Source organism: Anaerobacillus sp. QJM3NY_32 (assembly GCF_056173645.1).
Window position 1 is genome coordinate 1,910,530 of record NZ_CM149684.1, and the last position, 20,665, is coordinate 1,931,194.

The 20,665-nt window shown below is 41.9% G+C and carries 18 protein-coding genes; all 18 read left to right on the plus strand.

All coding sequences use genetic code 11. The annotated features are described in order from the left end of the window. Positions 1-240: 240 nt before the first annotated feature. Entirely contained in the window at positions 241-1,338 is a 1,098-nt protein-coding gene (locus AC0VYH_RS10195) for a BMP family lipoprotein (protein WP_430242620.1), read from the plus strand. 137 nt (positions 1,339-1,475) lie between these two features. Further along, positions 1,476-3,005: an ABC transporter ATP-binding protein gene (locus AC0VYH_RS10200; protein ID WP_475367287.1), complete on the plus strand. Its 1,530-nt coding sequence runs from the start codon at positions 1,476-1,478 to the stop codon at positions 3,003-3,005. Further along, positions 3,002-4,060 (plus strand): ABC transporter permease, encoded by a 1,059-nt coding sequence (locus AC0VYH_RS10205; RefSeq protein ID WP_194221447.1) that lies wholly within the window; start codon positions 3,002-3,004, stop codon positions 4,058-4,060. Before AC0VYH_RS10200 ends, AC0VYH_RS10205 begins: the two co-directional genes overlap by 4 nt. Further along, positions 4,060-5,022 (plus strand): ABC transporter permease, encoded by a 963-nt coding sequence (locus tag AC0VYH_RS10210; RefSeq protein WP_194221448.1) that lies wholly within the window; start codon positions 4,060-4,062, stop codon positions 5,020-5,022. The genes AC0VYH_RS10205 and AC0VYH_RS10210 overlap by 1 nt, the downstream gene beginning before the upstream one ends. An 800-nt stretch (positions 5,023-5,822) precedes the next feature. Continuing rightward, a complete protein-coding gene (gene yfmF / locus AC0VYH_RS10215) occupies positions 5,823-7,100 on the plus strand; it encodes an EF-P 5-aminopentanol modification-associated protein YfmF (protein ID WP_475367289.1) in 1,278 nt (425 codons plus the stop codon). A 2-nt stretch (positions 7,101-7,102) separates the two neighbouring features. Then, entirely contained in the window at positions 7,103-8,389 is a 1,287-nt protein-coding gene (gene yfmH / locus AC0VYH_RS10220) for an EF-P 5-aminopentanol modification-associated protein YfmH (protein ID WP_194221450.1), read from the plus strand. An 83-nt stretch (positions 8,390-8,472) separates the two neighbouring features. After that, a complete protein-coding gene (ymfI, locus tag AC0VYH_RS10225) occupies positions 8,473-9,183 on the plus strand; it encodes an elongation factor P 5-aminopentanone reductase (protein WP_475373722.1) in 711 nt (236 codons plus the stop codon). 69 nt (positions 9,184-9,252) lie between these two features. Further along, positions 9,253-9,504 (plus strand): DUF3243 domain-containing protein, encoded by a 252-nt coding sequence (locus tag AC0VYH_RS10230; RefSeq protein WP_430242604.1) that lies wholly within the window; start codon positions 9,253-9,255, stop codon positions 9,502-9,504. Between the two features lie 166 nt (positions 9,505-9,670). Beyond that, on the plus strand, positions 9,671-10,453 hold the full coding sequence (locus AC0VYH_RS10235; RefSeq protein ID WP_194221453.1) for a YmfK family protein: 783 nt from the start codon (positions 9,671-9,673) through the stop codon (positions 10,451-10,453). Between the two features lie 17 nt (positions 10,454-10,470). Further along, positions 10,471-11,400 carry a helix-turn-helix domain-containing protein gene (locus AC0VYH_RS10240; protein WP_430242600.1) on the plus strand — a complete coding sequence of 310 codons (930 nt, stop codon included), beginning with the start codon at positions 10,471-10,473 and terminating at the stop codon, positions 11,398-11,400. 212 nt (positions 11,401-11,612) lie between these two features. Beyond that, entirely contained in the window at positions 11,613-12,191 is a 579-nt protein-coding gene (gene pgsA, locus AC0VYH_RS10245; protein WP_194221455.1) for a CDP-diacylglycerol--glycerol-3-phosphate 3-phosphatidyltransferase, read from the plus strand. A gap of 201 nt (positions 12,192-12,392) precedes the next feature. Continuing rightward, positions 12,393-13,622: a competence/damage-inducible protein A gene (locus AC0VYH_RS10250; RefSeq protein WP_475373723.1), complete on the plus strand. Its 1,230-nt coding sequence runs from the start codon at positions 12,393-12,395 to the stop codon at positions 13,620-13,622. A gap of 11 nt (positions 13,623-13,633) precedes the next feature. Beyond that, on the plus strand, positions 13,634-15,202 hold the full coding sequence (locus AC0VYH_RS10255) for a DEAD/DEAH box helicase (protein ID WP_194221456.1): 1,569 nt from the start codon (positions 13,634-13,636) through the stop codon (positions 15,200-15,202). A gap of 193 nt (positions 15,203-15,395) precedes the next feature. Next, positions 15,396-16,442, plus strand: a complete 1,047-nt coding sequence (gene recA / locus AC0VYH_RS10260; protein WP_283152221.1) for a recombinase RecA — start codon at positions 15,396-15,398, stop codon at positions 16,440-16,442. Between the two features lie 380 nt (positions 16,443-16,822). Then, the gene (gene rny / locus AC0VYH_RS10265) at positions 16,823-18,385 is read left to right on the plus strand and encodes a ribonuclease Y (RefSeq protein WP_194221458.1); all 1,563 of its coding nucleotides are present in this window, start codon (positions 16,823-16,825) and stop codon (positions 18,383-18,385) included. Positions 18,386-18,490: 105 nt separating this feature from the next. After that, entirely contained in the window at positions 18,491-19,285 is a 795-nt protein-coding gene (locus AC0VYH_RS10270) for a TIGR00282 family metallophosphoesterase (RefSeq protein ID WP_226612874.1), read from the plus strand. Positions 19,286-19,384: 99 nt separating this feature from the next. Further along, on the plus strand, positions 19,385-19,645 hold the full coding sequence (gene spoVS / locus AC0VYH_RS10275; protein ID WP_044391806.1) for a stage V sporulation protein SpoVS: 261 nt from the start codon (positions 19,385-19,387) through the stop codon (positions 19,643-19,645). A gap of 87 nt (positions 19,646-19,732) precedes the next feature. Then, on the plus strand, positions 19,733-20,656 hold the full coding sequence (locus AC0VYH_RS10280; protein WP_475373724.1) for a dipeptidase: 924 nt from the start codon (positions 19,733-19,735) through the stop codon (positions 20,654-20,656). The last annotated feature ends 9 nt before the right edge of the window (positions 20,657-20,665 follow it).

A 20,665-nucleotide genomic window follows, 5' to 3' on the forward strand; every position in this document is an offset into this window, starting at 1 on the left:
TATCATTTTAAATATTGGTAATCGGGCTTTTTTTCAAAAAACTATTCCTTTATCTCCTTGAAAATGGTATAGTTATTGTCGAAATATGACTATTTTTTCAAAAATATTTCATGCGTGTTTCAGAGCCGTTTCTCATGCATATTATTTTTTATTGGGCAATGAAAACGCGACCAAACAAAGCATAGCTCGATAGAGAGAAGAGAGAGCGGGCGGCGTTTAAAAAACATTAGGGGGATTAAGATGAAGAAGAAGTACGGATTTATGTTGTCAGCTGTATTAGCTGCAGGTACGCTTTTGTCAGCTTGTGGAACGGGAGATACGAATAATGAAAGTTCTGGCGGCGGAGGCAGTGAAGGCGAAAGCAGCGACTTTAAAGTTGCGATGGTAACTGATACAGGCGGTGTGGATGATAAATCATTTAACCAATCTGCTTGGGAAGGTCTTCAGCAGTTTGGAAAAGATAATGGACTTGAGAAAGACAAAGGTTTTAAATATGTTCAGTCAACTGCAGCAAGTGACTACCAACCAAACCTTTCAGGCTTAATTCGTGAAGATTATAATTTGATCTTCGGAATCGGATTCCTTATGCAACAAGATATTCAAACAATTGCAACACAAAAGCCAGATTCTCAGCTTGCTCTTGTTGATAGTGTAGCTGTAACGGAAGATGGCGAGCCAATGGAGAACGTAGCAAGTATTACTTTCAAAGAGCACCAGGGTTCATTCTTAGTAGGAGTTATCGCTGGAATGCAATCTGAAACTGACAAAGTTGGTTTTATCGGTGGTGTTGATTCTGAATTAATCAAGAAGTTTGAGAGTGGATTTAAAGCCGGAGTGAAATCCGTTAATCCTGATGCTGAGATCTTCACACAATATGCGGATGATTTCAACGCAGCAGAAGTAGGACAGGCTATTGCAGGTACTCTTTATGATAAAGGCGCGGATATCATTTATCATGCTGCTGGCGGAACAGGAAATGGCGTATTCACTGAAGCGAAGAACCGTGCGAAAAACGGTGAAAAAGTTTGGGTTATCGGTGTTGACCGTGATCAGCATGAAGAAGGAATGCCTGAGAACGTAACGCTAACTTCTATGGTGAAGCGTGTGGATACAGCTGTTATTGAAGTTTCCAAGCAAACAATGGACGGCGACTTCCCAGGAGGAAAAGTTACAGAGTTTGGTCTTGAAGAAGATGGCGTAGGTATTGCTGAATCACAAGAAAATGTATCTGAAGAAGCACTACAAAAAGTAGAAGAGTATAAAGAGAAAATTCAGAGCGGCGAATTGGAAGTTCCAAGTACTGACGATGAGTACAAAGAATTCGAAAGCTCTCTATAAGAGATCGTCCATTACGTTTTCTGAGCGTGATGGATTTCTAGAAATCTCACCTACATTATAGCCAAATATGGGACGAAGGCTAGTATTTTCATAGACTAGCCTTTGTTTCATGCTTTGGATAAGGGAGTGGCATCTACATGGAATACGTCATTGAAATGAGAAATATCCGTAAAGAATTTCCTGGGATTGTGGCAAATGACAATATTACGTTACAGCTAAGAAAAGGGGAAATCCATGCCCTTCTTGGTGAAAATGGCGCAGGGAAATCAACCTTGATGAATGTTTTGTTTGGTCTTTATCAGCCTGAAAAAGGCGAAATACACGTTCGCGGTAAGAAGGTTAATATTACAGATCCAAATGTAGCGAATGAACTCGGAATTGGAATGGTTCACCAGCACTTTATGCTTGTTGAAAAATTTACCGTAACGGAGAATATTATTCTTGGGAATGAGCCAACTGCTAAAGGTCAGGTTAATCTAAAGCAGGCTGCTAAAGATGTAGAAGCTATTTCAAAGCAATATGGTCTTGCAGTCGATCCAAATGCGAAGATTGAAGAAATATCCGTAGGTATGCAGCAGCGTGTGGAAATTCTAAAAACGCTATACCGTGGAGCAGACATCTTAATTTTTGACGAGCCTACTGCAGTGTTAACTCCTCAGGAGATTAAAGAACTTATCACAATTATGAAAAAGCTGATTTCTGAAGGGAAATCAATCATTCTGATTACACACAAACTGAAAGAAATTATGGAAGTAAGTGATCGTTGTACTGTTATTCGTCGAGGTGTCGGGATCGGTACTGTTGATGTTGCGAATACGAATCAGGATGAATTAGCTTCTATGATGGTCGGACGTGAAGTGAATTTTTCAATTCAGAAAAAGCCTTCAGAGCCTTCTAATGCAACGCTTGAGATCAGTAACCTTGTAGTAGAAGATGCACGTAAAGTACCAGTTGTAAACGGTATGAACTTAACTGTCCGTGCAGGAGAAATTGTCGGGATTGCAGGAGTAGATGGTAATGGACAATCAGAATTAATTGAGTCGATTACAGGATTACGTAGATCAAAATCTGGAAGTATCAATCTTAGCGGAAAAAACATAACAAATTGGAAACCGCGTCGTGTAACGGAAAGCGGTATTGCTCATATTCCACAGGATAGGCATAAGCATGGGCTTGTGTTAGATTTTTCGATTGGCGAAAATATGGTTCTTCAGACCTATTATAAAAGACCCTTCTCTAGAAATGGCATTTTAAATCTTTCAACCATTATGGATAAGGCGAAATCATTAATTAAAGAGTATGATGTGCGGACCCCAAGTGAGATGACGCCTGCTCGTGCGCTTTCTGGTGGGAACCAGCAGAAGGCCATTATCGCACGTGAAATCGATCGAAGTCCTAATCTATTGATTGCGGCACAGCCTACACGTGGACTTGATGTAGGTGCGATTGAATTTATTCACTCTAAATTAGTAGAAGAACGTGACAATGGAAAAGCAGTTCTTCTTATTTCCTTCGAACTTGAAGAAATTATGAATGTGAGTGACCGTATTGCGGTTATTTATGAAGGGAAAATAGTGGCGATCGTCAAGCCAGAAGAAACAACTGAGCAAGAGCTTGGACTTTTGATGGCTGGTGCAAAGAGCAAAAAGGCTGGTGAGACTTCATGAAGTTATTAAAAGGGAAATGGTCTGGCATTACAGTGCCGTTGCTTTCAGTAGCTCTAGGATTACTCGTTGGCGGTATTATTATGCTTGTTAGTGGATACAACCCGATTGTTGCTTACGCAGCATTGTTTAACGGGATATTCTCCAATACGTATGTAATGGGTGAAACCGTTCGGCAAATGACGCCGCTTATTTTGTCTGGTCTAGCGGTTGCGTTTGCTTTCCGTACAGGGCTGTTTAATATCGGAGTAGAAGGCCAACTATTAGTTGGGTGGCTTGCATCGGTTTATATTGGTTTACAATTTGAAGGACTAAGTCCTATTGTTCACATTCCACTCGCTATTTTAGCGGCAGGTCTTGCCGGAGCTCTCTGGGCATTTGTACCTGGTTTCTTGAAAGCAAAATATCACGTACATGAAGTTATTACGACGATCATGATGAACTATGTAGCCCTTCATGTTGTGAACGCGATTATTCGTACGTATTTACTTGCTCCTGGCGAGCGAACGGATCAAATTAATGCATCGGCTTCGTTGCAATCTCCGTTTCTAGAATCGATTACGGATTTTTCACGTCTTCATTATGGTTTTGTAGTGGCGATTATCGGAGCAATTATTATGTGGTTCCTTCTTTGGAAAACGACGACAGGGTACGAACTTCGCTCGGTTGGTTTTAATAAATATGCTTCAGAATATGCAGGAATTAATGTTCAACGCAACATTGTCCTTTCTATGGTTATCTCCGGAGCTTTTGCAGGAGCAGCTGGGGCAATGGAAGGGCTTGGCACATACGGCTATATGACCGTTATGGCTGACTTTACAGGAGTTGGATTTGACGGAATCGCAGTTGCGCTTCTTGGTGCAAATGGTGCACTAGGTGTTGTTCTTGCTTCAGCGTTATTTGGGGGACTGAAAATTGGAGCTCTCAACATGCAGTCTGTGGCACAGGTACCAACACAGTTAGTTGAAATCGTGATTGCGATGATTATTTTCTTTGTCGCATCCAGTTACTTGATTCACTGGATCAGCAACAGGGTGAGCAAAAGGGGGAAAATTTAATGGATTTCATGCAGATTCTTCAGCTCATTATTCCTGCCGCTATTTTTTCAGCAGCTCCCCTGATTTTCACTGCTCTTGGTGGAGTATTCAGTGAACGGTCAGGTGTTGTTAACATTGGACTAGAAGGCTTAATGTTAATGGGGGCTTTCACGGGTGCGTTATTTACAATTCTAGGCGAACAGTGGGGAATGGGGGCAGCTTCACCTTGGTTTTCACTTGTTGTAGCGATTATCGTTGGAATGCTGTTCTCCTTGCTTCACGCTGTTGCAAGTATTTCGCTTAAAGCTGATCAGGTTGTAAGTGGTGTAGCCCTTAACTTCCTAGCTGCTGGTCTTGCAATCTTCCTTGTGAAGAAAATCTTTGACGCTGGTCAAACGCCAATTATTCAGGAACGTATTTATAAAACGGATGTGCCTTTCTTAAGTGACATTCCGTTTATTGGACCATTGTTTTTCTCAAGTGCGTATTATACGTCATACATTGCGATCGTGCTAGCATTCGTCGTATGGTGGGTTCTCTATAAAACGCCGTTTGGTCTTCGTCTTCGCTCTGTTGGGGAGCACCCGATGGCTGCTGATACGATGGGAATCAACGTGACAAAAATGCGCTATGTAGCGGTTATGCTAAGTGGTGGGTTTGCTGGTCTTGGTGGTGCAGTTTATGCGACATCGATTGCCGGTAACTTTAGCCACGCAACGATTTCTGGACAAGGTTTTATGGCACTTGCTGCTATGATCTTTGGGAAGTGGCATCCGCTTGGCGCAATGGGAGCAGCCCTTTTCTTCGGTCTTGCTCAGTCGCTCAGTATTACTGGACAGCAGATTCCTGGTTTAAAAGAAATTCCAGAAGTTTATCTTCTAATCTCTCCTTATGTTTTAACTATTCTTGCCCTTGCAGGTCTAGTTGGACGAGCGGATGCGCCAAAAGCGATTGGCGAGCCGTATGAGAAAGGAAAGCGATAACGTCGGGGCGAAGCTCTTCGTGAAAACGGAGAGCTTTTTCGTATGAGTAGTTTTTTTGGGGGGGGGATGGTTCTAGGATTTTAATCTTTGTTTTTAAGCGTTCCTAGCTGCATCGCCCAGCCTCTCGATCGCTTCAGCCAAAAAAATGAACACAAAAAGCGTGTTCTAGTTCAAGAGCTCCAATATCTCCGTTTCTAAACGCTCGTCTTCGCTTTTCTTGTCTAGCTACGACTCGCAGAAACTGCGATATTTCACTCTTTCACCAGAACACAAAAAGCGTGTTCTAGTTCAAGAGCTCCAATATCTCTGTTTCTAAACGCTCGTCTTCGCTTTTCGTGTCCAGCTGCAGTGAGCAGACACTTGGTCACTTCGCCCTATAACTCGAACACAAAGACCGTGTTCAATTTATAGGGCTCCAGTGCCTGTCGTGTCTAACCGCTCACTTCTGCTTTTCGTGTCTAGCTGCAGCCTCCAGACCCTCGGTCACTTCACCTTTCAACCTGAACACAAAGACCGTGTTCATTTTGAAAGGCTCCAGTGCCTGCCGGGTCTAAACGGAGGCTTCCGCTTTTCGTGTCTAGCTACGACTCGCAGAAACTGCGATATTTCACTCTTTCACCAGAACACAAAAAGCGTGTTCTAGTTCAAGAGCTCCAATATCTCCGTTTCTAAACGCTCGTCTTCGCTTTTCTTTTAAAAAGTACTAATTGCTTACACTATTACACATACTATGGTATAAAGGGGGTAAGTTTCAGTTTCCTCTGATGGTAGTTAATGGATTTTAAAAAGGAGTGAGGTCAATGGCTATTATCCCTCATGAGAAAACCTCGTGCGGCGGTTTGACGCTACATAGGATACAAACGGATAAATATAAAACAACAACGGTAGTGGTTCAATTTAAGGCGCGTTTGACTGAAGAGACGGTAACGGAGAGGGCTCTTTTGCCTCATGTGTTGCAAAGCGGGACGGAGAATTATCCTTCGTCTAAAGCAGTGAGGACTGAGCTTGAGAAGCTTTATGGTGCAACGCTTGGTGTGGATCTTGCTAAGAAGGGCGATTTTCATATTATGACGTTCCGGATGGATTTTGCGAATGAGAAGTTCCTTTCGGAAGATGAACCTTTGTTCAAAAAAGCTCTTTCTCTCCTTTCAGAAGTAATCATGAATCCAAAAACGGATGGAACTAGTTTTGATTCTTCTATTGTGGATAAAGAAAAGCGTACGATGAAACAGCGCATTCAGTCTATTTATGATGATAAGATGCGTTTTGCTAATATGAGACTTACGCAAGAAATGTTTCCAAACGAAGCGTTTGGACTTCATGTATATGGGGAGAAAGAAGAAGTCGATCGCGTAACGGCTAAATCTCTTTATGATTTCTACAAAAAAGTGTGTGCTGAAGATGAGATTGATCTTTATTTAGTTGGCAATTTAGAGGGAGTTCATGCTGAAGAGGTCGTTAAGGAACTATTTCCTTTTAAAGAACGAACCGATCGTGGCTCTGAGGCGACACAAAAAGCGTCACTTGATGTAGAAGAGAAAGAAATTTTAGAAACACAGGAAATTAAGCAAGGAAAGCTTCACATGGGCTTTCGTTCAGGCGTTGGGTATGCTGACGATGAATATTTTGCTCTTCAAGTGTTTAACGGTATGTTTGGTGGTTTCTCGCATTCTAAGCTGTTCCGAAACGTACGTGAGAAAGAAAGTCTCGCTTATTATGCAGCTTCACGTTATGAAAGCCACAAAGGTTTAATTATCGTGATGTCAGGAATTGAATTTAAAAACTATAAGAAAACGGTTGATATCATTAAAGAACAGCTTACAGCGATGAGAAATGGCGAATTTAATGAAGAAGAAATGAAGCAAACGAAAACAATGATTCGTAATCAGCTGCTTGAAACCGTCGATGATGCGAAGGGCATGGTGGAACTTCTTTACCATGGTGTCGTTTCTCAAAAGCTACGCACCATTGAGGAGTGGCTCGACGGAGTCGAAGCTGTAACTAAAGAGGACATTTTAGCAGTTGCGGATAAGGTTAAGCTTGATACCGTTTATTTCTTAAAAGGCGAGGAGGCTTAATCATGAAAACTATTCCATTTAACCAACTACAGGAGACTCTTTACCACCAAACGATGGACAACGGACTTGATGTGTATGTCCTTCCGAAAAAAGGTTTTAACAAAACTTATGCAACGTTTACGACAAAATATGGTTCGGTTGATAATCATTTCGTACCATTAAACGGTTCGGAGAATGTTCAAGTTCCCGATGGCATTGCTCACTTCCTTGAGCACAAAATGTTTGAGAAGGAAGATCGGGATGTGTTTCAAGATTTTAGTAAACAAGGTGCCTCATCAAATGCCTTTACGTCGTTTACACGCACGGCCTACTTGTTTTCAACAACACAGAACGTGATGCAAAACCTTGAAACACTTGTTAATTTTGTTCAAGATCCGTACTTTAGTGACCAAAGTGTTGAAAAGGAAAAGGGGATTATCGGTCAGGAAATTGAAATGTATAATGACAATTCCGACTGGCGAGCGTATTTTGGTGTGATTGAAAATATGTTCCACCATCATCCTGTTAAAATTGATATTGCTGGGACGATCGAATCCATCGCCAAAATCACGAAGGAATCTTTATATACGTGCTATGAAACATTCTATCATCCATCAAATATGGTGCTATTTGTTGTTGGTGCCGTGGAACCGAATGAAATCATGTCCTTTGTAGAGAAAAATCAGGCGGCGAAATCTTACAAAGATCAGCCACCGATTGAACGATTTTTTGATGAGGAACCTCAAAAGGTGGCAGAGAAGAAGAAAGTTCTTCCGATGTCTGTACAAGTGGCGAAGTGCCTCGTTGGATTTAAAGAACCAAATCCAGGGCGTCAGGGGGAGGACCTTCTGAAGCACGAGCTTTCCATTAATCTTGCGCTTGATTTGATGTTCGGACAGAGCTCGGAGAATTACGAGAAGCTTTATAATGAAGGACTTATTGATCAGAGCTTTTCGTATGATTTTACAGAAGAAGAGAAATTCGGTTTCTCCATCTTAGGAAGCAATACAAGCTCACCAGATGAGCTAGCAGATCGTTTGTTTTCAATGATACAATCGTTTAAGAATGAGTCAGTTGATACAGATCAGCTCGAGCGAATTCGTAAGAAAAAGATCGGTAGTTTCTTACGAGCATTAAATTCTCCAGAGTTTATTGCGAATCAGTTCACACGCTATCGCTTTAATGACATGGATTTATTTGAAGTTGTTCCAATGCTTGAGTCAATTACAGCGAAAGACATTGAAGAGGCGGTTAAGGGACACTTTGCTGAAGAATCATTTACAGTATGTCAGGTCGTCCCAAAATCCTAGAAAGCACCCAACTGGGTGCTTTTTCACTGATCATTAAATTAAAAATTAGTGATGAGATGAGTTTAAAGAAAGGGAGATACTTAGTGAAAGATGTTTTAATAACCGGGGCGAGCGGCGGGGTTGGCAAGGCCATTGCTGCTGCATATATTCATAAAGGGGAGCGGGTATACGCTCATTATCACAAAAATGAACGTTCTCTTTTTGAATTAAAGGCAGCTTATCCCGAGGCGAATTTATTTCCAGTACAGGCGGATTTAGCTAGTAAGGATGGAGCGCGTCACTTAACAGAGCAAGTACAGGGCATCGACACCCTTATTCTAAACGCTGGCAACAGTTTTTTTGGTTTATTAACTGATATGTCCGATACAGAAATTGAAGCAATGATTCAGCTGCAATTAACCTCGTCCATTAAGCTTGCAAAGCACTATATCAATGAAATGGTTCGAAAGAAAAGCGGTTCAATTATTATTGTTTCTTCTGTGTTTGGATTATCAGGCGCTTCATGTGAAGTTGTTTATTCTTCTGTTAAAGGCGGACTAAATGCGTTTGTAAAGGGTCTTGCGAAGGAGTTAGGTCCAAGCGGAATACGAGTGAACGCTGTGGCACCAGGCTATATTGCAACGAAAATGAATGCCCGTTTGACAGGAGAGGACGAACAATTGTTAATTGATGACATTCCAATGGGACGACCTGGACAACCTGAGGAAGTGGCATCGCTTATTACCTTTTTAGATTCCGATCAAGCTTCTTACATAAGCGGTCAAATTATTTCAGTTGATGGTGCCTGGCTGTAAAAAACGATGCATAATGTCCTTTCCTTCGAGACAACATATAGGTGATGACTTGATAAAGGAGGGATATAGATGTCTGTACTAGATAATTTTGATTCGTGGAAAGGGTTCTTGCACGATCGCTTAAATCAGGGCGAACAGCAAGGACTTTCTCAGGAAGTTGTCTCAGATGTTGCTTACCAGATCGGCGGATACCTTGCTGATGGAGTAAAAGCGAAAAATGATCAAGAACAGCTTCTTGCTGACTTATGGCATGTAGCTAGCGAAGAAGAACAGCATGCGATCGCAAATATGATGGTTAAGCTCGTTCAAAACGAAAGATAAATAATTTTTTACAGAAGGAGGGTGTCTAAACACCCTTCTTTTTCTATGAAATGGAACAAATGATGTAAGAAAAGTAAATAAAATCCCGATTCATCTCTTTTAACCTTTATGAAAATCATTTATGATTAAAGGAACATAGGAAATTTGTGGCTAAAGGAGTTGGCATATGGAGAAGAAAGAATGGTATCTTGAATATGAAATTCATAAAAACAGACCGGGTCTTCTTGGAGACGTGGCGTCCTTATTAGGAATGCTAGGCATTAACATTATTACGATTAATGGTGTCGATGATATGCGAAGAGGCTTGCTTCTTCTGGTTGATGAAATTCAGCAAATTGAGCGTTTGGAATCTATTTTAAATACAATGGACAATATTACTGTAACAAAGATGCGAGAACCGAAATTGCGAGATCGTCTTGCTGTTCGGCATGGTAGGTACATACAGCGTGATGCGGATGACAAGAAAACGTTTCGTTTTATTCGAGACGAGCTTGGACTACTTGTTGATTTTCTAGCAGAAATTTTTAAACAAGATGGTCATAAGCTTGTTGGAATAAGAGGGATGCCGCGTGTTGGCAAAACTGAGTCGATCGTTGCTTCAAGTGTTTGTGCGAACAAGCGTTGGGTGTTTTTATCTTCAACGATGTTGAAACAAACGGTTCGAACGCAAGTCGCTGACGATGAACTTAACAGTGATCATATCTTTTTAATTGATGGGATTGTATCTGCGAGACGAGCATCTGAACGGCATTGGCAGGTGCTTCGTGATATTATGAGGCTCCCAGCAACAAAGGTTGTCGAGCATCCTGATATATTTGTTCAAGAAACAGAGTATACGATGAACGATTTTGATTATATAATTGAATTGCGAGACGATCCGGAACAAGAAATTACATATCAGGTAATTGAAAATCAATCTTCTGGATTTTCAAGCTTAGACTTTAACTAATTGGTAGGTGTTTTTCATTGACAGAGCTAGGTCAACGTCTGAAAGAGGCTCGAAGCGATAAGGGATTATCAATCGAGGAAATTCAGTCCATTACAAAGATTCAGAAACGCTATCTTCATGCGATTGAAGAAGGAAATTACGAACTGCTTCCAGGTAATTTTTATACGCGTGCATTTATTAAAAACTATGCGGAAGCAGTTGGCTTTAACGGAGAGGAATTTCTTGAGGAATATGCTTCAGAGATCCCTAAAGCAAGTGCAGATGTGCCGGAGAGTTTACCACCAAGGAAAATGAGAAGGCCATCTCAGCCAAGCAAATCTTCATCAGCTTCTTCCAAATGGTCTTCCGTATTTCCGTCTATACTTGTCATTTTGTTGATAGTAGGCGTGGCAGCATTGATCTGGTATGTCGTCCAAAGCGGTGATCAAACGACAAACCAGAATGCTACAACAAACCAGGCGGAGGAACAAATTTCTAGCGATGAGAACAGCGGCAGTGCACCTGATTCAGATGAAGTGAGCGACTCTGAAAACGATGCATCTTCTGAGAAACCTGAAGAGGAACCGAAAGAAGATGAAGAAAAGGAAAAAGAAGAGCCTGCTGAAGAACCTGAAGAAGAGCCTGCCCCTGAAATGGAAATTAAGAAGGTAGACAGCAGCGCTGATCGTTCTACGTATGAGATTACGAATGCAGAGAAGTTTGAAGTGAAGTTAGAAGCATCAGGCAGTAGTTGGGTCGCTCTAACTGGCGCTAGTGATAAGAAGTACGTATATGAAAGTCTTGCCAAAGGGAAAGACGTGACGGAAGACTTATCAAGTGAAGCTTCAGCAACACTTCGTTTAGGGAGTTCGCCAAATGTCGCTGTGTTTGTAAACGGGGAAAAGATTAAGATTCCAAAAGAACCTGTTGTTCAAAATGTGACGTTCAATTTCAAAAAAGCCGAGTAAGTTAAAGGAGTCATCTTGATTAGATGACTCCTTTTCTTACGATTGGTAATGGTGAAGTTTTCCTTTCTGCATGAAAGAAACAGTGTTAGAATAGAATACGATTTAGTGAGGGGAATTGGTACGCATCTTACAGCTAATGAAAACTGTTGAAGAAAGTGGCTACCCCTTATCACATGATCTGATAGGTTAAATGACATTTAGGAGGAACACACTTGAATTTGCCTAATAAAATTACAGTATCACGCATTTTTTTAATTCCTGTATTTCTAATTTTTCTTCTAGCGCCCTTACCGCTTGGTGAAACAGAAATAGCGGGAGCTGTCTTGCTAAATTCCCATTTAGTTGCTACAGCGATCTTTATTTTCGCCTCAGTAACCGATTGGATTGACGGCTACATAGCTAGAAAGCATAACCTTGTCACGAATCTTGGGAAATTCCTGGATCCTCTGGCTGATAAACTGCTCGTTACGTCAGCCTTTGTCTCGCTTGTTGAGCTCGGTGCTGCGCCAGCATGGATTGTTGTCGTTATTCTTAGTCGTGAATTTGCGGTCACAGGGCTTAGGCTAGTTGCTTCTTCAGAAGGAGAAGTACTAGCGGCAAGCAACCTTGGTAAGTTAAAAACATGGATCCAAATTATCGCGATCATTGCTTTGTTAATTGAAAATGTGCCATTCGAAGCGATTGGTTTTCCTTTTGCAACGATTTCGCTATGGGCAGCACTTATTATTACAGTTTATTCTGGGTGGGATTACTTTTCTAAAAATCGTCAGGTACTACTTAAATCACGTTAACACCCTAGGGGAACAGATTAATCTGTTCCCTTTTGAAACCTCTTTAATAAGCGAATAAGCGATCGAATAGGTAAATTTCCCATTGTTTTCAAGGCGCTTCCTTATACGTTAAAGGTAAACCAATGTATAATAGGTGTAGAGAAATTATGAGCTATGGAAACAAGGAAACACCTTGCTTCGGATAGAAGGGATGGTTACAAAATGAATGCAGAAATTATTGGAATCGGTTCAGAGTTACTACTTGGACAAATCGCCAACACAAATGCAAAATTCATCTCAACTCGTTTGGCTGATCTTGGTATTAATGTTTTTTACCATACAGCCGTCGGTGATAACAGTGAACGATTAAAACAAGTTATTGAAGTTGCAGAGTCTCGCTCTGATTTGTTGATTTTCACAGGTGGCCTTGGACCTACTAAAGATGATCTAACGAAAGAGACGATTGCTAGTACTTTAAATAAAAAATTAGTCTATAACGAAGAAGCAATGGAAAACATCCAGGATTACTATAAAAAAACGGGCGCTCCCATGTCAGAGAATAATCGCAAGCAAGCGCTCGTGTTAGACGGAGCTACAGTACTTCGTAACGACAATGGTATGGCCCCGGGTATGGCTGTTACGGCTAACAACCACACATATATGCTTTTTCCAGGACCACCTAAAGAGCTCTATCCCATGTTCACGAACTATGCTGAACCCTATTTACTTGGTCAGTTGAAGCAAGGTGATACGATTGTATCCCGCGTGCTTCGATTCTTTGGCATTGGAGAGTCAAGGCTTGAAACAGAGCTAGAAGATCTGATTGATCAGCAAACGAACCCGACGATTGCCCCGCTAGCTGGGGAATGGGAAGTTACGCTTCGATTGACAGCTAAAGCCGACACTAAACAAGAAGCGGATAAGTTAATTGATGAAACAGAAAAATTAATTGATGCACGTGTAGGCTCCTATTTATATGGCTATGGAGAGACAACACTCGCAAAAGAAGTCTTCTCACTTCTTAGCGACCGTGATTGGTCTATATCAACAGCAGAAAGCCTTACAGGCGGTATGTTTAGTCAGGAAATAACGGATCTCCCTGGAGCGTCATCACTTTTCTATGGTGGGGTTGTGTGTTACTCTAACGAAGTAAAGCGCGAGATCGGCGTATCAAATGAGACACTAGAAGCATACGGTGCCGTAAGCGAACAATGTGCAATTGAACTCGCTAGAAGCGTAAAAGAGAGATATAAAACCGATGTCGGCATCAGTTTCACAGGTGTTGCAGGTCCAGATCCTAGTGAAGGGAAAGAACCTGGAACAGTGTTTATTGGTGTTGCAGCACCATCTGGTGAGAAAGTGGTCGCCCTCAATCTTGCAGGGAACCGTCATGCCATCCGTAAACGCACTGTGAATCATGGATTGAATACATTATTGAAGTTAGAAAGGTGAATAACGTACGTATGAAGAATTTTGAAGACTTTGCATTGTCAAATGAAGTTAGAAAAGCTGTGCTCGAACTTGGTTTCAAAGAAGCGACTCCGATTCAGGAGAAAGCACTTGAACCAATTTTAGAAGGTAGAGATATGATCGGTCAGGCGCAGACCGGTACAGGAAAAACAGCTGCTTTTGGTATTCCTGTTATTGAAAAAGTGAAAAAAATCGGAGGACCTGAAGCCATCATTCTCACACCAACACGTGAGCTTGCTATGCAGGTTGCGACTGAGCTTCAGAAGCTTTCTAAATACAAAGGGTTAAATGTTCTTGCCGTTTACGGTGGGGAGCCAATCTATCATCAAATCCGTGCATTAAAGAGAGGCGTTAACATAGTTGTAGGAACACCAGGACGCATGCTCGATCACTTGAAACGTAAAACACTTCGCACAGATAACGTTCATACAGCTATTTTAGATGAAGCAGATGAAATGCTTGATATGGGCTTTATTGATGATATTGAACTTATTTTCAAGCAGCTGCCGGCTAATCGCCAGTCGCTCTTATTCTCAGCTACAATTCCTGCACCAATCCGTAAGCTCTCCAGCAAATATTTGAAGAATCCACTTACGATTTCCGTTTCTAAAGGAGATATAACAGCGGATACGGTAGAGCAGGTTTATTACAGAACATTTGAAAGTGATAAATTCGATACGCTTTGTCGCGTCATCGAAAGTGAAGACATTCGCCTCGGCATTATTTTTACCAAAACAAAAAAAGGGGCAGCTCAAGTAACAGAGTCATTGAAAAAGCGTGGCTATCGAGCAGAAGAACTTCACGGAGATTTAACGCAACAGCAGCGTTCGAAGGTAATGAATCTCTTTAGAAAATCTCAAGTGAATTTCCTTGTTGCAACAGATATCGCAGCTCGTGGAATTGACGTTGCTCACGTTAGTCACGTGATCAACTATGATATACCTGAGGACCCAGAACGCTATGTTCACCGTATTGGACGTACAGGTCGCGCTGGGAACAAAGGAATTGCGTTAACGCTCGTAACGCCTAAAGACATGCGTTTCCTTCAATCCATTGAATCAAAAATCAAATTGAACCTATCTGCTGAGCCGCTTCAGGATGAAACGGTTGATCTTGATAACATTGTAAAATCTGTTGAAAAGCAGTTGAAAAAGCAAAAGTCTGATTCGACTGCTCGTGAAACAACCGAGCTTCTTTTAGCTAAATATAACGCAGAAGATCTTGTTCAAGCTTTCCTTGAAAACGCCATTCAGCAGAAGCAGAACACGACTCCTTCCGAATATAACTTTGGTGAAACAGGCGGTCAGAATGGAATGGTTCGTTTCTTCTTAAATGTAGGACGTAATATTGATCTTCATCCAAAGAAACTTTTAAGTGAGCTTTCTGTGATGGCTGGCGTTGATACAGAGTCTGTTGGCCGCATTGATATTTTTGAGAAATTCTCATTCTTTGAAGTGCACGAAGACGTTGCACCATTCGTCTATGAAGCGCTTCGAGCTGGCGGTATTGATGGTAAATCAATCCACCTTGAACCAGCTAAACCACAAAAAAGCAGAGTATAAAATAGAACGATCAGCTTCACTACCGGGGCTGATCGTTCTTCTTTCTTTTTTTATCAAGTTATAATAATCGGGACGTGAAAAGTCAATAGGGTAGAAAATAAAAAAAAGACGAATAAATGTTCGGTTTTCTATTGGCAAATCACCTAAAAAGAGATATGATAGTGATAGTTTAATAACGAGGAGGAATTCATTCGTGAGTGATCGTAAAGCTGCCTTAGATATGGCACTTAGACAAATAGAAAAACAATTCGGTAAAGGTTCAATCATGAAACTCGGCGAACAAGCTGAGCAAAGAGTCTCTACAGTATCAACTGGTTCACTGGCTCTTGATATTGCTCTTGGTGTGGGCGGTTATCCAAGAGGTCGTGTTATCGAAGTATACGGCCCGGAATCTTCTGGTAAAACAACAGTTGCCCTTCACGCTATCGCAGAAGTACAGCGTAACGGTGGCCAGGCTGCTTTTATTGATGCTGAGCACGCTCTGGATCCGGTTTATGCAGAAAAGCTTGGTGTTAACATCGATGAGCTACTACTTTCTCAACCTGATACAGGAGAACAAGCCCTAGAAATTGCTGAAGCTCTCGTACGAAGCGGTGCAGTTGATATGGTTGTAGTTGACTCCGTAGCTGCTCTTGTACCAAAGGCAGAAATCGAAGGTGAAATGGGAGATGCACACGTTGGTTTGCAGGCGCGTCTAATGTCTCAAGCGCTTCGTAAGCTTTCAGGTGCGATTAATAAATCCAAAACTACCGCGGTCTTTATTAACCAGATTCGCGAAAAAGTTGGGGTTATGTTCGGGAACCCAGAAACAACTCCAGGCGGACGTGCGCTGAAGTTCTATTCATCTGTTCGATTAGAAGTTCGTCGTGCTGAAACGCTGAAGCAGGGTAACGACATGGTCGGTAACAAAACGCGTATTAAAGTTGTCAAGAACAAGGTCGCTCCGCCGTTTAAACAAGCAGAAGTTGACATTATGTACGGAGAAGGGATTTCTAAGCAAGGTGAGATCCTTGACATTGGTTCAAACCTTGAAATTGTTCAGAAGAGCGGCGCATGGTTCTCTTTCGAAGGCGAACGTCTTGGACAGGGCCGTGAAAATGCAAAGCAATTCTTGAAAGAAAACCCAGCAATGGAAGCTGAAATTGAAGGGCGTATTCGCGCTCATCACAATCTTGATGCAGATAAGCAGATAGATGAATCAGCTGCAGGTAAAGATACGCTTCTACCTGAAGAAGAATAAGACGCTTGATAGAAAGTCGGTCATAATGGCCGGCTTTTTATCTACTTACATAGTCTGTCGATACGAAACGTTGTACTGACATAGAGAGCTGAATTTCCATGATCAGGCAGTGAATGACCGCTCAATCAAGGCAATTTCACTAAGAGTTCAAGGCGAAAAAAAGAGCAATAATGAGTAATTTGAAGGGATTTTGCCCTGATGTGCTCTCTTGACAACCTTTACTCTGAAAGATACAATATTAATTGTATAATTATAATTTTCTAGTAGAATTATACTTTATTCTTAACAGATGAAATGTGCTGGATTGAAATTTTGCAAGTGGTACTAAGAATTAACATGACAGCAAACCAACAAGTTGATAGCAGGAGGAGGTGAGTTCGATGGATATAGTGATCATCATCTCCACTATGCTGGTCTCTGCAGTCGTCGGAGCAGTTGTTGGATTTCTTGTTCGCAAAACGATTGCTGAAGCGAAAATCTCCAGTGCAGAAATGGAAGCGCAACGGATTATCAAAGAAGGTAAAAACGACGCTGAAGCTTTGAAGAAGGAAGCTATGCTTGAAGCGAAGGACGAGAATCATAATCTTCGTGTTGAAGCTGAGCGTGAAATTCGTGAACGCAGAAATGAGTTACAAAAACAAGAGAATCGTTTGGTACAAAAAGAAGAGGTCCTTGATCGCAAAAGTGAGACTCTTGACAAAAAAGAGGATTCCCTCGAAAGAAGAGAGGACTCTCTCACCAAAAAACAACGGCAAATTGAAGAGATGGAAGGCAAAGTGGAGGAGTTGCTTCAAGAGCAACAACACGAGCTTCAGCGAATTTCCGGTTTAACAAGGGAAGAAGCGAAGCAAATCATCTTCCGTGAAAGTGAGCAGGAGCTTGAGCATGAGCTGGCGCAGATGGTGAAAGAGCGCGAGAACTATGCGAAAGAAGAAGCTGATAAGAAAGCGAGAGAAGTACTTTCGCTTGCGATTCAGCGCTGTGCAGCGGATCATGTTGCAGAAACAACGGTTTCCGTTGTAAACCTGCCTAATGATGAGATGAAAGGTCGAATCATCGGTCGTGAAGGCCGAAACATTCGAACTCTTGAAACGTTAACGGGAATTGACTTGATTATCGATGATACACCTGAGGCAGTTATTCTGTCCGGTTTTGATCCGATACGAAGAGAAATTGCTCGTAATGCCCTGGATAAGCTCGTACAGGATGGAAGAATTCACCCTGCACGAATTGAAGAAATGGTTGAGAAATCACGCAGGGAAGTGGATGAATACATTCGCGAAGTTGGAGAACAATCCACATTTGAAATTGGAGTTCACGGACTCCACCCGGATCTCATTAAGATCCTGGGCCGTTTGAAATTCCGTACAAGTTATGGACAGAATGTCTTGAAGCATTCCATGGAAGTTGCTTATCTAACGGGTCTTATGGCCGCAGAGCTTGGAGAAGACGTACAGTTAGCACGTCGCGCTGGTCTCCTTCATGACCTTGGTAAAGCGATTGACCACGAAGTCGAAGGTAGCCACGTTGAAATTGGCGTTGAGCTTGCGACGAAGTATAAAGAGCATCCGGTTGTTATTAATGCAATCGCATCTCACCATGGTGATACGGAAGCAACATCAGTAATTTCAACGCTTGTGGCAGCAGCCGATGCATTGTCAGCTGCACGTCCGGGAGCGCGTCGTGAAACACTTGAGACGTATATTCGCCGTCTTGAGAAACTTGAGGAAATTTCAGAGTCGTTTGAAGGCGTTGAGAAATCATTCGCGATTCAAGCTGGCCGAGAAATCAGGATCATGGTTAAGCCTGATCTTGTTGATGACGTTTCATCATATCGTCTCGCACGAGAAATTACGAAGAAAATTGAAAATGAACTGGACTACCCTGGGCACATTAAGGTCACGGTCATTCGTGAAACAAGGGCAGTTGAGTATGCAAAATAAAGCGATGCCGCGTGCATCGCTTTATTTAATTTCACCTAAAACTTACGAATCATACTTTCTTTTGATAAACTGATAAAGAATGAACTAAGAGATTGGAGCATTATAATGAATATACTTTTTATTGGAGACGTTGTTGGCTCTCCCGGACGCAATATGATTTCTACTTATTTACCTCGCTTAAAGAAAAAATACAAACCTACTTTTACGATTGTGAATGGCGAGAATGCGGCAAGTGGTCGCGGCATTACAGAGAAGATCTACCGTGGCTTTCTTGAGTCAGGCGCTCAAGTCATTACGATGGGTAATCATACATGGGACAACCGTGAAATTTTTGAATTTATCGATCGTGCTCCTAAACTCGTCAGACCTGCTAACTTCCCAGAAGGAACGCCAGGAAACGGTTCAACGATTGTGAACATTAATGGTGTTGAAGTAGGTGTCATTAACTTGCAGGGAAGAACGTTTCTTCCTGCGATGGATGATCCGTTCCGTAAAGCGGATGAACTGATTGAAGAGATGAGAGAGAGAACACCGGTCATTTTTGTTGATTTTCATGCAGAAACAACGAGTGAAAAACAGGCGATGGGCTGGTATCTTGATGGCAGAGTGACGGCAGTCGTGGGAACACATACTCACGTTCAAACAGCTGATGAGCGCATCTTGCCAGGTGGAACGGCTTATATGACAGATGCAGGAATGACAGGTCCTTACGATGGTATTCTTGGTATGGAGCGTGAAGCGGTAATTAAGAAGTTCCTTACGACAATGCCTGTAAGGTTTGAAGTAACAAAAGGTCGGGAACAACTTAGTGGGGTCTTTTTAACACTAGATCCAAAAACTGGTAAGGCAACAAAGATTCAACGGATTGCGATCAATGACGACCATCCATTCTATGATTAAAACGTTTTGAAAAGATGACGGAAACAGCAGGAATACAAGCTTCTTACAAGGAATATAGTCTAGAGTGGTAATGGATGATCAAATTAAGGAGGGGCTATAATGGATATATTAAAAGTTTCAGCAAAATCCAATCCTAATTCTGTAGCTGGTGCACTTGCGGGCGTCCTTAGGGAACGCGGTAATGCCGAGATTCAAGCGATTGGAGCAGGTGCATTAAATCAAGCTGTTAAAGCAGTAGCCATCGCAAGAGGGTTTGTAGCACCTAGTGGCGTTGACCTCATTTGTATCCCTGCTTTCACCGATATTTTAATTGATGGTGAAGAGCGTACCGCAATTAAGCTCATTGTAGAGCCTCGCTAAATCATTCCGTCAGAAAAACCTGTTTGTTTTTACAAACAGGTTTTTTATACTTTAATTTGAAACGCAGAAGAATGAAGGGGGATCTTAATGAATATAGTAGATGCACACTGTGACGTATTATGTAAAATGTGGTTGAATCCATCGCTTTCCTTTGAAAATGGGGAAGGACTCCATACAAACCTTGAGCAAATGAGAAGGGCAGGAGCAAAGCTACAGCTTTTTGCGATCTATGTTCCAGAAAGCGTGCCGGCTTCCGCTAAATTTGATTGTGCCCTTGAAATGGTTGAGATTTTCCACGAAAAGGTTATCAAGCCATATGAGGATGTTGTTGCGGTTTTTTCCAAAAAAGAGGCAGAGCAGCTTCCTGATGGGAAAATAGGAGCGATGCTCACGTTAGAAGGCGTAGATGCAATAGGGAGTGAAGCAACAAGGCTTAAAACGCTCATTCGACTTGGTGTGCGATCGGTTGGATTAACGTGGAATTATGGGAATGCAACGGCAGACGGTATTCTTGAATCAAGGGGCGCAGGGTTAACTGATTTTGGAAGAAGCGTTGTCGATTTACATAACCAGCATCGAGTGTGGACGGATGTTTCGCATCTTTCAGTACGAGCATTTTGGGATGTGTTAGAGCAAGGGCGCTACGTCATCGCTTCTCACTCGAATGCCAAAGCCATTTGCACCCATCCAAGAAACTTGGATAATCAACAGTTATCGGCGCTAATTGAAAAGAATTCCTTGATCGGCGTGACGTTTGTGCCTAAGTTTCTACGAAATGACCGGAATGCAAGTGTTTCTGATATTATCCATCATATTGAACACATCTGTAGCCTCGGTGGCGCGGAGAATATTGGACTTGGCTCAGATTTTGATGGAATTGATCAAGTTCCGAAAGATTTAACATGCTACAGCGACTATCCTCGACTTATTGAGGAGCTACATCGCTATTACAATGATGACCAAGTAAATGGGTTTTTAGGTGAAAACTTTATGGCTAGAATGCCTGAGTAAGTAAGAATT